A 12,571-nucleotide genomic window follows, 5' to 3' on the forward strand; every position below is an offset into this window, starting at 1 on the left:
AGCAAGTGATGATTTTCCTGAACCCGATACACCTGAGAAAACAACAAGTGCATTTCTTGGGATAGAAACATCTACATCCTTAAGGTTATGCTCACGTGCACCTCGAACTTCAATACAATTATTAGATAAAGTAATGTTATTGTGTTCACCAAAAGAATGTATTTTCATGTTTCTACGAGCCTGTAAATTATTTTGTGTGAGTCTCATTTTTTATAAATGATCTTTTAATCGATCATCGAACTGAATCGTAAACCAATTCATTGCTAAACGCCAATTTTGAGTTGGCATGGTCCATTTTTTAGCAGCATTTGAAGTTGCTAAATAAATGACCTGAACCGTACCGGGTTTGTCGGAGACCAACTTTCCTGCGATGAGAAGCGCATCGCTTCGCAAGGGAACATCGAGCAAAACGAGATCTACATGATTTTCATCATGCTAAGCAAATCAAACGAATTTGGAAAGAAAGTTCGGGCCGGTATGGCGTTCGTAAAGTCTGGCAACAACTGCAACGAGAAGTTATGTTATTGCGCGCTATACAGTTCTCGATTGATGCAAAATCTTGAAATACAAGGTGTATGGCGTGGTAAGAATACAGATATGGTGCTTGATGCGCTGAGTTATGTGTCGTCTTTTGAGCTTGAAGCAATGTACGATTATAAGATTAACCCGTTAGGTCAGGTGGCCTAACTTAAATAAAAGTCTCCGACAAACCCGGTACGGTTCATTGCAGATCGGCAAGGGCATGCGGTGATTCCACCTAGAAAAAATGCGAAACCATGGAAAGATACAAAGAGTAGCTCGCTAGAGCGAAATGAATTACTTCGAACAGTTAAGCGTTTAGGCAGGACACTATGGAAAAAATGGTCAGGCTATCATCGGCGAAGTTTGGTAGAAACCAAGATGCATTGCATTAAATTATTGGGCGATAAACTGAGTGCAAGGAGCTTTCAAAGCCAAGTGAATGAGATCCATGCACGTGTAGCAGTCCTTAACAGATTTACGGAATTAGGTCGACCACTTACCCAAGTTACGCCTTAAATTTGGCTCAATTAGGGGCGCTTTGCATTTCAAATCTTTGTGCAACAAAGCCAATTTATAGCCAAAATAATATTACCCGTCGTTCGGCAGAAACTGCTCAGACCCTCGCTTTCTTGGATGCTCAATTACCGGATTTAAGAAAACAGCTGGATGATGCAGAGCGGGTCTTTAACCAATTCCGTCAACAGCATAATACTGTCGACATCACCCGGGAGTCAGAATTATATTTAAATCAGAGTGTGACTTTAGAAACACAACGAGCTCTACTCGAACAGAGACAGGCGGAAATAGGTGCCAAATATGCAGCAGCACATCCGACCATGCGAGAAGTTACTGCTCAACTTCGTGTGATTAATGGCAAGATTCGTGAGCTGAATACGACACTTAAAAATCTTCCAGAAATACAACGCCAGTATTTACAACTGTCTCGTGAAGTCGAAGTCAAACAACAACTGTATACCAATTTGGTCAATTCCTACCAACAACTGCGAATTGCCAAAGCCGGCGAGATTGGCAATGTGCATGTTATTGATATTGCGCTTGAACCGATTGACGTGATTAAACAGAAACAGCCATTAATTCTGTTCTTAACTTTTTGCTTCGGTACTTTCTTGGGAATTCTGGTGGCATTATTCCGCAATATGTTCCGTTCTGGAGTGAAAGATAGTAGCCAAATAGAATACCAGCTGGATCTTCCCGTCTATGCCAATATTGCACACTCCCCTGTTCAGAAACCGGGACTGAAACTGCTGAAAAAGAAAAAACTGCCTTTCTTATTAGCCCTTAAACATAGTGATGATATGGCGATCGAAAGCTTGCGCAGCATCCGGACAGCAAGTCATTTCGCTCTGTCTCAGGCCAAAAACAATATTATTATGATCTCGGGTCCAGCGCCTAGAGTTGGAAAATCATTTGTTTCCAGCAATCTGGCAGTCATCATGGCAGAAAAACATAAACGCGTATTGATCATTGATGCGGACTTGCGTCGTGGTCATATACACAAATATTTTGATTTGGATAATCAATATGGATTAACTGAATACCTGAATGAGCAAATTACCTTGGAACAGATGGTGCAAAGCACCAATGTAGCAAACCTCAGCGTCATCACCTGTGGTGAAAATCCAGTCAATCCATCCGAACTTCTCAATTCGGTACGGTTTCAGGAATTACTGCAACACCTGACACCACACTATGATCATATTATAATTGATACGCCTCCTGTCCTGGCGGTCACGGATGCGATCATCGTGTCCCGATATGTCGGACTCAATCTGGTGGTGGCCCGCTATGCAAAAACACAAATGAAGGAATTGGCACTGACAGTGAACCGTTTTAAACAAGCGGGAAGTACCGTAAATGGCTTTATCCTGAATGATATCCAGCGTTCAGCAGGTGGTAGTTATAGCTATGATTATACTTATAGCTATAAAACCAAAACAAAAACCAGTTGATCTTTTTGAATAAAAAAACCAGCCATTGCTGGTTTTTTTATTTTTTTAAAGCTCTACCAAACTGCGATATTTGCTTGCTAAAAAACCACCCATTCTGCAAGATTTCTCAAAATTTTCTGCTAAGATGGAATGAACCTCAACGATAACATTAGATTGGAATAATACATGAGCAAGGCCTTACCGATTGCTGTCGCTGTTCTTCTAGGCGGTGCCGCGCTAGTACCTGTTTACTATGCAACTCAAAACCCAGCTGCTCAAACGACTAAAGCATCTAAAGATGCCTCTGCTGTTTCTAAAATCAGCTATGCTCTCGGTTATGAAGTGGCTCATCAAACCCCACCTGAACTCGATATTAATAGCTTTGTGACAGGCGTACGTGAAGGACATGCGCGTACTGAACCGGCGTATACTGAAGAAGAATTACAGGCAGCTTACGAACAGTTCCAGAAAGAAATGCAGCAAAAGCAACTCGATAGCACTAAACAGGCACAAGCATCGAGTGACAGTTTCCTGACTGAAAATGCCAAAAAAGCGGGTGTAAAAACCACAGCTTCCGGTTTGCAATACCTAGTGACCAAAGAAGGCATGGGCAAACAGCCGGCTGCTTCTTCAATCGTGAAAGTCCATTACACCGGCAAACTGGTGGATGGTACTGTATTTGACAGTTCGGTTGAACGTGGCGAGCCGATTGAGTTTCCACTCAATCAAGTGATTCCAGGCTGGACTGAAGGTCTGCAACTGATGAAAGAAGGCGGTAAAGCGACCCTGTATATCCCATCTCAACTTGGTTATGGTGAACAAGGCGTGCCAGGGACGATTCCTCCACACAGTACTTTGATTTTTGATGTGGAACTCATTGAAGTCAAATAATCTATAAATAAGGAGAGCAATGCGCTCTCCTTTATTTTGAGAATAAATATGAAAATACAAATAAGCTTGATGGTTTTACTGCTAAGTTCTGGCAATCTGCTTGCCAAAGATGTGACCAATAAAAGCCCGGAAGCTGAACAGGTCGGTTATAGCTTTGGTTATCTGATGGGAAAAAGTAATGCCGACTCTTTGCAAGGGATTGATCTGGATGCTTTCAGTGCCGGTTTAAAAGCTGCTGCTGCCGGAAAACAATCCACTTTAACTGAAGAAGACATGGCTCGAGTGCTGACTCAGTTTAAACGTCAAAGTGAAGCCAAAGAGCTGATTGAATTAAAACAAAAAGCTGAAGAAAATACCAAAATCGGTCAGGCTTTTCTGACAGAAAATGCCAAAAAAGCAGGGATAAAAACGACTAAATCTGGCCTGCAATATCAGATTCTTCAGCAAGGCAAAGGCAAATCGCCAAAAGCCGATAGCAATGTCCGCGTACATTATGAAGGCCGTTTGATTGATGGTACGGTTTTTGATAGTTCAATTGCCCGCAATCAGCCTGTGGTCTTCCGTACCACCCAAGTGATTACCGGTTGGACTGAAGGCCTGCAACTGATGAAAGAAGGTGCCAAATACCGCTTCTTCATTCCTGCAGAACTGGCCTATGGACAAATTGGTTCAGGTGATGTGATTGAGCCAAACAGTACCTTAATTTTTGATGTGGAATTACTGGAAATTATGAAGTAATCAATACTGTTTTTTTAAATACTCAATCAGAGAGGCGCGATAGCGGCCTCTCTTTTTTATATGGATGAAGCATAATTAATCGAATGTTTTCATGTCACATTCAGATCAGTTTTGCTATGTTATATGTTAATTAAACGGTTCAACAAGAATAGAGGACGTCAGCATGGCAGCAATCAAGACCCGTGAAATTCATTATACTGCGCCGGATGGTAGCGTATTGATTGGCTATTTTGCCGCTCCAGAAACAGATGCACCCCTTGCAGGTGTGCTGGTCGCACCAGAATGGTGGGGTCGTAATGAATATACCGAACAGCGCGCTCGCGAACTTGCAGAACATGGCTATGCGGCCTTGGCGATTGACATGTATGGTGACAAAAAAGTGACCACCCATTCTGATCAGGCCTACCAGTGGATGATGCAGACCTTTGAAGATCCGGACACCATCGTTGATCGTGCGACAGCAGCTTTAAATACCTTGGCAGCACAGGATGAAGTCAATGCAGAGAAACTTGCTGCCATCGGTTTTTGTTACGGCGGTAAAGTGGTGCTGGATCTGGCGCGTGCCAATGCCCCTTTAAAAGCAGTGACCACCTTCCACGGGACACTTACTGCCAAAGCACCGGCTCAAGAAGGTCAGGTTCAGGCCGAAATACTAGTCTTGCACGGTGAGCTAGACAGCATGGTCACCTTAGATGATGTCGCCAGTTTCCGTGAAGAAATGCATGCGGCCAACGTCGAGCATGAGGTGATTGTCTTTGAAGATGCAAAACATGGCTTTAGCAACCCGCTCGCCGACGAACGGGCCAAAGCCAATGGCGTGGATCTTGGTTACAATGCTGAAGCGGAACAAAAAAGCTTGGCGGCGATGTATGCCTTATTGGAACGTCATTTGGCTTAAATAGATATAAGTGCTCGACTTGAAATCAAGCTGAGCACTTTAAAGAATCATTGAAGAAAAGAACGATAAATCCTACCAGAGGAGAATGCTGACTATGGCTGAAACCAACTGCCCTTACTGTAACTATGACGAATATGATGTCATTGCCAAAAATGATTATGGTGTAGTGCTGCCTGAACCGAATTCATTATCCGAAGGTCACTGTGTAGTGATTCCACTCCGGCATGTGGCTTCATTTTTTGAAGTGACGGACAAAGAACGTAAAAGCCTGATGTCTTTGCTCGAACAGGCACGTAATGAGCTCAATTTACGTTACCAGCCCGCCGGTTTCCATGTCGGTTTTATTGATGGCGAAGTGTTTCAGGAAAAGGTCGAACATCTGCATATTCATATTATTCCGCGCTATAAAGACAAAGTATTGAAGCTGGATGAACGTTGGGGGATTAGCGACTAAATCTTTGCTGTTTTAAAATAAATGCTCTTCGGAGCATTTATTGTTTGTGTTATTAAGCCGATATCCATACACACTACTCCGCAGTTTTTATCTACTTTTCACATTTCAGGCCTGCCGATTCCGCTATAATGGCTGCTGCTTATTCAGTTGCTATTTATCCATGTTTGTATTTTCAGATGCCCTGTTAGAATGGTTTGATGTGCATGGTCGTCATGACTTGCCCTGGCAGGTGACAGATGATCCCTACAAAGTCTGGGTCTCTGAAATCATGTTGCAACAAACCCAGGTCAAAACTGTGCTGCAATATTATGAACGCTTTATTCAGCGTTTTCCGACCGTTCAGGACTTGGGTCAAGCGTCTTGGGATGAGGTCGCGCCTTACTGGGCAGGACTGGGCTATTATGCCCGTGCCCGTAACCTGCACAAAGCTGCCGGCATGGTGACAGCACAGCAGCAGTTTCCTCAAACCCTGGAACAATGGATTGCCTTGCCGGGGATCGGCCGTTCCACCGCTGGTGCCTTAATGTCACTGGGTTTACGCCAATACGGCGTGATCATGGATGGCAATGTCAAACGGGTGTTGTCGCGTTTCTTCGCAATTGAAGATGATCTGTCCAAACCCATTCATGAACGTGCTTTATGGCAACTGGCTGAAGAATTATGTCCGGTCGAACGTAATCATGATTATACCCAGGCGATTATGGATCTCGGTGCTACGGTCTGCACTCCGAAAAAACCACTGTGCCTATATTGTCCGATGCAGCAACATTGCAAAGCACATCAGCAAGGTCTGGAAAATGAATTACCATTCAAGAAAGCCAAAAAACCGGTGCCAGTGCGCTCAGCACAAGTATTATTGATTCAGTCCTCTAATGAATGGCTGTGGCAACAACGACCCAACAGTGGCCTGTGGGGCGGACTCTGGTGTTTGCCAATTATTGAAAATGCCCATGAATTCGAACAGCAATGTCAGCAGCTTGGCCTGAAAAATATCCTCAAAAAAGTCCAGATCAGCCACAGTTTCACCCACTTCACCTGGCAGCTTGAAGCAACCGTTTTCGCAGTGGATCAAGATCAGCAGGAACATCTGGCGATTGAACTGCAAGGCAACTGGATGCGTCCAGAGACAGCCATTGATTGCGGTCTGCCGACAGCAATGAAAAAATTGATCTTTGCCGTTAATCTATGACATAGTCTGGACAAAGCAAAAAATCGATCAGCTCAGAATGAGCATTGCCAATATTTAAGGATGAATAGCGTGCGCCAATACCTTGCTTTGACCTGGGTGGCTTTGATTGCCATATTACTGACCGCCTGTAGCAGTACGCCGAAACAACCTTCTTCTGCACAGTTAAATCCGCTACTGGTACAAAAACTGCAAAATAAGCGAATGCCTTCTTCACTGCCTATCCCGGTGGCACGTGTACAGGCACGTGAATTACAGGATACCTGGGGGGCGTCGCGCAGTCGCGGACGTTTGCATGAGGGCATTGATATCATGGCTCCACGTGGAACCAAAGTCTTTAGTGCCACAGAAGGTCTGATTGCAGATTTACGCAATAACAATTTGGGTGGTAAAGTAGTCTGGATTCTCGGTCCGGGCGGCTCCTGGCATTATTATGCACATCTGGATGGACATAAACGCGGCCTGAAAGTAGGTGATGCTGTCAAAAAAGGCCAGCTCATCGGCTATGTCGGCAATAGCGGTAATGCCCGACATACTGCACCACATCTGCATTATGGTATTTATTTACAGGGCAAGGGGCGCGGTGTGGTCAACCCCTACCCCTATTTACGTTAATTTTAGGATATTTACATGTCAGAAACGTTGATCAACCGTCTGGTAGAATTTGCTGAATCAGGCAATCAACAAAAAATCGTGCTGAATGGTCAAAGCTACCAGGGCTGGGTGATGGAAATTACCGAAGATGCGCTGCTGATCAGTACCGGTTATACCGACAAAAGTGGTAAAGACATGTGGATTCAATTTAGCGATCTGGATCAGGCTGAACTGTCGTACTGGGACAATCAGCAGGATCAATGGGCTGTGTTTAAATTATAAAACCATAAAAACAAGGAGCATGGCATGACTCTGCAACGCTGTGGCTGGTGCTCCAATGATCCGCTGTATATCACCTATCATGATCAGGAATGGGGACAAGCCCTGCTGGATGAAAATCGCCTGTTTGAAATGCTGTGTCTGGAAGGACAGCAGGCCGGTCTAGCCTGGATTACCGTACTCAGAAAACGTGAAGCGTATCGTGAACATTTTTTTCAATATTCCATTCAGTCGATTGCAGCACTTACAGATCAACAACTCGAACTCAAGCTTAAGGATGCTCGCCTGATCCGTCATCGTGGCAAGCTGCATGCCATTCGCGAGAATGCCCAAGCATGGCTCAGGCTGCAACAGCAAGGCATCAATTTAGGGCAATGGCTCTGGTCTTTTGCCCAGCAACCACGACTGAATAATGATGTTGCGGATTATCGTCAGGCACCCGCACAAACCATTGAGAGCCAGATCATGTCAAAAGCCTTAAAAAAGGCCGGTTTTAAATTTGTTGGACCCACCATTTGCTATGCCTTTATGCAGGCCGTTGGTATGGTCGATGATCACGAAAATCATTGTCACTTTAAAACAAAATCCTCCCATTCAAATAAGAACTGAATTTATGTCGAATAATATTATCCACGCTTATGCTGCAATGTCAGCAGGTGCTGCACTCGAACCCTATCAATTCGATGCTGGTGAACTACAGCCACATCAGGTCGAAGTCAAAGTAGAATACTGTGGCCTGTGTCATTCTGATATTTCAGTCCTCAATAATGACTGGGGTTCATCCGTTTATCCGGTCGTGGCTGGACACGAGATTATCGGCATCATCACGCAACTGGGTGGCGAAGCCAAAGGCCTGAAAGTGGGACAACGGGTTGGCATTGGCTGGACTGCGGAAAGCTGCCAGTATTGCGATCCGTGTATTTCAGGTCAGCAGGTACTCTGTACTGGCGGCCAAGTGGCGACTATTGTCGGACATGCCGGTGGTTTTGCCGACAAGGTCCGTGCTGGCTGGCAATGGGTCATTCCCCTGCCTGAAGATCTGGATCCTGAAAGTGCCGGCCCTCTGCTCTGTGGCGGGATTACCGTATTCGATCCGATTCTGAAACACCAGATTCAGGCTATTCATCATGTTGGCGTGATCGGGATTGGGGGTCTGGGTCATATCGCAATTAAACTGCTCAAAGCTTGGGGCTGTGAGATTACGGCTTTCACATCAAATCTGGACAAGACCGATGAACTGAAAGCCATGGGCGCTGACCATGTAGTGAACAGTCGTGATGTCGCTGCATTAAAAGCCCAGCGTGGCAAGTTTGATTTATTACTGAGTACTGTCAATGTCACCTTGAACTGGCAGGCTTATCTGGCAACTTTGGCACCGAATGGCACTGTGCATATGCTGGGTTTACCACTTGAGCCGATGCAGATTCCGGCTGGCATGCTGATTGGTGGAGCCAAGTCAGTTACCGGTTCACCGACAGGTTCGCCGGCGGCATTACGTCAGTTACTCCAATTTGCTGCACGTAAAAATATTGCTCCGCAAATTGAAGTCTTCCCGATGTCACAACTGAACCAGGCGATTGAACATCTGCATTCTGGCAAAGCCCGTTACCGGATTGTACTTAAAGCAGATTTTACAGCTTAAATCCTGCCTATTTTTAGCTGTTAAAAAGACCCAGCGATTGGGTCTTTTTTATTGCAGGGCTTCAGGCAAAATCGCAATAGGTGAAGGCTTGGCCAGCTCGGTCTTCATCTTCTGCAGCATCTGATAAGGCTGCTGTTGCACAAACATATTTACGAAGGTCAAAGGAATGGAACCTTCCGGATTGGCATAACCATAGGTTGAAACCTTGACCTTATTATTGGCCAGTTTCTGAAAAGTCCAGTCACCCTGATAATCGGTTAAACGCACATAAGCCGGGTTTAAAGGATAGCCACTTTGGATGGCTTTATTCTTGATGGTGATCTGACCATTGGCTTCCTTGATCATCTTACCCTGCACAATCAGGTCACGGTCTTTTAAGGGAAATGGAAAATCCAGCACCATATACAAAGTGAAATCGCCTTTTTTATCATCGCGGGACAAGACCTTGATGCTGCCCATATAGGGTACCCATTGTACCGCCTGCTCGATATCCAGAATCAGGGACACGGCATTTTCAAGCGGTGCGGTATATGTGGTTTCAGCTTTATAGAGAAAGACCGGGTTTTGTTCATTCTGATAGGTCCAGACCTTGATATTGTTTTTATGAATACTGAGTTTAGGCGTCCCGACAGGCTTGGCCTGCGCAATGGCACCAAGCGCCACTGCACAGAGCAGGAAAATCATTTTTTGCATTTTTTATTCGTCTTATTTTAGTTGTAGATTTTTTTATAAATGATTTTGACTCGGTTTTAAACCTGAATATCGTTAAAACCAAGCACGTCCTTCATATCATATTTACGCGCTTCACGGCCTACGACCCAAGCCGCAGCACGTACCGCACCAGAAGCAAAGTTCATGCGATTGGTGGCTTTATGAGTAATTTCTACACGTTCCCCATCGGCAATAAACATTGCAGTATGTTCACCGACAATATCGCCACCACGAATAGTCTGGAAGCCAATGCTCTTACGCTCACGCGGCCCGGTATGACCTTCGCGACAATACACTGCATCTTCTTTCAGGTCACGGCCCAAAGTTTCCGCAATCGCCTCACCCCACATCAAAGCTGTACCCGATGGCGCATCTACTTTGTGACGGTGATGTGCTTCAATCACTTCGATATCAACCGTATCGCCAAAAACTTTAGAGGCCAGTTCAAGCAGTTTGATCGAGACGTTCACACCCACTGAATAGTTTGCTGCATAAACTACAGGAGTTTCTGTCGCAGATTGATCGAGATAGGCTTTTTGCTCGTCATTCATACCTGTGGTACCAATCACGATGGCGACACCAGCTTCACGGCAAATTTTCAGATGATTGACGGTCGCTGCTGGCGCAGTGAAATCAATCACGACATCACAGTCTTTGACTACATCGGTAAGGCTACCCACGACCTTAACACCTGTTGCACCAATTCCGGCAAGTTCGCCAGCATCTGTACCTAATAATGTACTTTCAGGGCGTTCTACCGCAGCCGCCAATTGATAACCTGCTTCATGCACAGCCTGAATAAGGATACGCCCCATACGACCGCCTGCACCCAAGATCCCAATGCGTGGTGTAGCTGACATAACATAGTCCTGATGTTGATCCAAAATTGCTCTTACTATAGCAAAACTGCGGAATAACACTAAGATGCATTGCATAAAAATCAATGAAAATACTCAAAGATCGAAATCACTGATATTGATAAGAGTTTCAATCCGGTCTTTGGAATTATGGGCTAGATCTCATCCAGGTCGTCGGATATGGATCAATAGCACGCATGAACGTAACCGTCTTCAAAAAGCAGCTTTCAAATCAGATGAAGAACATTCAAGCTTCGGGGGCAGATTAGGATCCTTTCAATTCAGCTCAGCTTATCTCTCACTGAAGTGATGAACCTAAGTCACTTAGGAATGATCTATACAATTTTGAAAATTTTTCCACTTAATGTACTTTGAAAGCACATTTCAAAACTGGGACGAATATCTTCACCATCTACAGTGATATGTTTTATATTGGAATGAGATTGTGTTTTAGAAAAATGATGATCGACTGTTGCTTGAATAGCGTGTTGAGCCCCAAACTGATCCTTCACACTGATACTTTGTTTAAGCATATCTATACCTTTTAATAATAGTTAAAGTGGCAAAATATCCACTAAAAATTGATATTTCTGAATTTTATCTTTAAATAACTTTATGATTTAGCTTAAATAATTTATTTAGAGAAGTATAGAATGTACGGCCATCTAAGTTTAAATCCACCTCAACTCCAGATGAAAGAAGAACTCTTTTACCCACTTCAATTCTTTTTAAACCCTGACGTGTATTTTGCATTTTATTGAGAGGAATTAACGAAACAATAATTTCAGTACCATTTTTAGATTTTGCAATTAAATCATTTATTTTTAACAACTTGAATCCTGTTTTTCTAAAGATTTTTCCAATTTGGAAAATAACTTAAAATTAAATTTTGAACGATAAAAAAAGCACTTATTAAGTGCTTTTTTTTACTGTTTATTCTTGCTTAGATAGCAACAATATTTACAGCATTCGGTCCTTTTTGACCTTGAGCTACACTGAATTCAACCAGCTGGCCTTCAAGCAAGGTTTTAAAACCTGAACTCGCAATTTCGCTGAAATGAGCAAAAACATCTGGACCTGATTCTTGTTGAATAAAACCAAAACCTTTAGTTTCGTTGAACCACTTTACAGTACCTTTAACAACATTTGAGTTTGACATAATATATCCTAATAATTTTTTAGTCATTTTATAGACTGATTATAACTTTGAAATAATAAAGAATGAGACTTAAAATCTGAAAAAAAACGAAGGATTATGACTAAAACTACGATACTTAAAGAAGATTTACCGAAACAAGACTTTTTTCTAATTAAGTTAACTATACACGAAAAATCTAATTAATCAAGTTTTCTTATATATATATTTATTTTATTTATTAAAAAATAAAATTTTAAAAATTTATAGTGATTTCAATAAGCTTAAGCTTCCATTGTCATGAGAACAAAATAAGAGTAATCTGCTGTACTGGTAAATTTGATAAGTAATGAATGCGATTATATAGCTCTGTAATAACAATATTGGCCTTTTTAATTTCGGGAATGATGCTTTTTTCTCACTTACAAAATATCTATCACCCTCCAAATTTGGACTCATACTTTCTATTTAGATAGTCAAATATAAAAACAGAAACCGCTTTTTAGGCGGTTTTTATGTTTAAGAGATACCTATCAAACAATAAGATAGCTATCAACTAATAAATAGCATCTTCTAATCTAGAGTATCTTATCTACATAATAAAAAAGGACGCCTCAGCGCACTGCTGTCCCATAGTTTGCTTTAAATAAAAAAACCTGAGTCCTAACAGTTAAAATATGAGTGCAAACAAACACTTTAACGACTAGGATTCAGG

The 12,571-nt window shown here is 42.9% G+C and carries 16 protein-coding genes and 3 pseudogenes; 12 read left to right on the forward strand and 7 right to left on the reverse strand.

Annotated elements, in window-relative coordinates; translation table 11 throughout:
* Both ACIG3F_RS15360 and ACIG3F_RS15365 read right to left on the reverse strand, forming a co-directional pair.
* A partial coding sequence (locus ACIG3F_RS15360; RefSeq protein ID WP_396470461.1) for a hypothetical protein occupies positions 1-168 on the reverse strand: 168 nt, incomplete at its 3' end.
* A gap of 42 nt (positions 169-210) precedes the next feature.
* Entirely contained in the window at positions 211-408 is a 198-nt protein-coding gene (locus ACIG3F_RS15365) for a hypothetical protein (protein ID WP_205668342.1), read from the reverse strand.
* On the opposite strand from ACIG3F_RS15365, the pseudogene ACIG3F_RS15370 reads away from it, so the two are divergent.
* The 12 genes and pseudogenes from ACIG3F_RS15370 to ACIG3F_RS15425 all read left to right on the forward strand — a co-directional run.
* Positions 396-591 (forward strand): annotated as a pseudogene (locus ACIG3F_RS15370) (IS3 family transposase); the annotation flags it as partial. The gene ACIG3F_RS15365 and the pseudogene ACIG3F_RS15370 overlap by 13 nt on opposite strands.
* Before the next feature lie 132 nt (positions 592-723).
* Positions 724-1,038, forward strand: a pseudogene (locus ACIG3F_RS15375) (transposase); the annotation flags it as partial.
* Positions 1,039-1,094: 56 nt separating this feature from the next.
* Positions 1,095-2,492, forward strand: a pseudogene (locus ACIG3F_RS15380) (polysaccharide biosynthesis tyrosine autokinase); the annotation flags it as partial.
* Positions 2,493-2,657: 165 nt separating this feature from the next.
* Complete coding sequence (locus ACIG3F_RS15385) at positions 2,658-3,362, forward strand: FKBP-type peptidyl-prolyl cis-trans isomerase (RefSeq protein ID WP_396470452.1); 705 nt, start codon at positions 2,658-2,660, stop codon at positions 3,360-3,362.
* A 48-nt stretch (positions 3,363-3,410) separates the two neighbouring features.
* Positions 3,411-4,100, forward strand: a complete 690-nt coding sequence (locus ACIG3F_RS15390; RefSeq protein WP_005268184.1) for an FKBP-type peptidyl-prolyl cis-trans isomerase — start codon at positions 3,411-3,413, stop codon at positions 4,098-4,100.
* Between the two features lie 163 nt (positions 4,101-4,263).
* Positions 4,264-4,998, forward strand: a complete 735-nt coding sequence (locus ACIG3F_RS15395; protein ID WP_005268187.1) for a dienelactone hydrolase family protein — start codon at positions 4,264-4,266, stop codon at positions 4,996-4,998.
* Between the two features lie 94 nt (positions 4,999-5,092).
* A complete protein-coding gene (locus ACIG3F_RS15400) occupies positions 5,093-5,452 on the forward strand; it encodes an HIT family protein (protein WP_005268188.1) in 360 nt (119 codons plus the stop codon).
* A gap of 160 nt (positions 5,453-5,612) precedes the next feature.
* Positions 5,613-6,641 carry an A/G-specific adenine glycosylase gene (gene mutY / locus ACIG3F_RS15405; RefSeq protein WP_396470454.1) on the forward strand — a complete coding sequence of 343 codons (1,029 nt, stop codon included), beginning with the start codon at positions 5,613-5,615 and terminating at the stop codon, positions 6,639-6,641.
* A gap of 69 nt (positions 6,642-6,710) precedes the next feature.
* Positions 6,711-7,253 carry a M23 family metallopeptidase gene (locus tag ACIG3F_RS15410; protein ID WP_005173640.1) on the forward strand — a complete coding sequence of 181 codons (543 nt, stop codon included), beginning with the start codon at positions 6,711-6,713 and terminating at the stop codon, positions 7,251-7,253.
* A gap of 15 nt (positions 7,254-7,268) precedes the next feature.
* Positions 7,269-7,514 (forward strand): hypothetical protein, encoded by a 246-nt coding sequence (locus ACIG3F_RS15415; RefSeq protein ID WP_004728896.1) that lies wholly within the window; start codon positions 7,269-7,271, stop codon positions 7,512-7,514.
* Between the two features lie 24 nt (positions 7,515-7,538).
* Positions 7,539-8,120, forward strand: coding sequence for a DNA-3-methyladenine glycosylase I (locus ACIG3F_RS15420; protein ID WP_396470456.1), 582 nt, complete (start codon positions 7,539-7,541; stop codon positions 8,118-8,120).
* Positions 8,121-8,124: 4 nt separating this feature from the next.
* Complete coding sequence (locus ACIG3F_RS15425; protein WP_180000599.1) at positions 8,125-9,153, forward strand: NAD(P)-dependent alcohol dehydrogenase; 1,029 nt, start codon at positions 8,125-8,127, stop codon at positions 9,151-9,153.
* 48 nt (positions 9,154-9,201) lie between these two features.
* Here the strand turns inward: ACIG3F_RS15425 and ACIG3F_RS15430 are convergent, their stop codons facing one another.
* From ACIG3F_RS15430 to ACIG3F_RS15450, 5 genes are all read right to left on the reverse strand, one after another.
* Positions 9,202-9,846, reverse strand: a complete 645-nt coding sequence (locus ACIG3F_RS15430) for an START domain-containing protein (RefSeq protein WP_396470458.1) — start codon at positions 9,844-9,846, stop codon at positions 9,202-9,204.
* Between the two features lie 56 nt (positions 9,847-9,902).
* Positions 9,903-10,724: a 4-hydroxy-tetrahydrodipicolinate reductase gene (dapB, locus tag ACIG3F_RS15435; RefSeq protein ID WP_004280861.1), complete on the reverse strand. Its 822-nt coding sequence runs from the start codon at positions 10,722-10,724 to the stop codon at positions 9,903-9,905.
* A 332-nt stretch (positions 10,725-11,056) separates the two neighbouring features.
* Positions 11,057-11,254, reverse strand: coding sequence for a hypothetical protein (locus tag ACIG3F_RS15440; protein ID WP_004280859.1), 198 nt, complete (start codon positions 11,252-11,254; stop codon positions 11,057-11,059).
* A 70-nt stretch (positions 11,255-11,324) separates the two neighbouring features.
* Entirely contained in the window at positions 11,325-11,552 is a 228-nt protein-coding gene (locus ACIG3F_RS15445; protein ID WP_005105004.1) for a hypothetical protein, read from the reverse strand.
* Between the two features lie 112 nt (positions 11,553-11,664).
* Positions 11,665-11,880: a cold-shock protein gene (locus tag ACIG3F_RS15450; RefSeq protein WP_005105001.1), complete on the reverse strand. Its 216-nt coding sequence runs from the start codon at positions 11,878-11,880 to the stop codon at positions 11,665-11,667.
* Positions 11,881-12,571: the final 691 nt, after the last annotated feature.

The sequence above is a fragment of the Acinetobacter sp. NPDC052428 genome (genome assembly GCF_044547685.1).
Taxonomy (GTDB): domain Bacteria; phylum Pseudomonadota; class Gammaproteobacteria; order Pseudomonadales; family Moraxellaceae; genus Acinetobacter; species Acinetobacter lwoffii_G.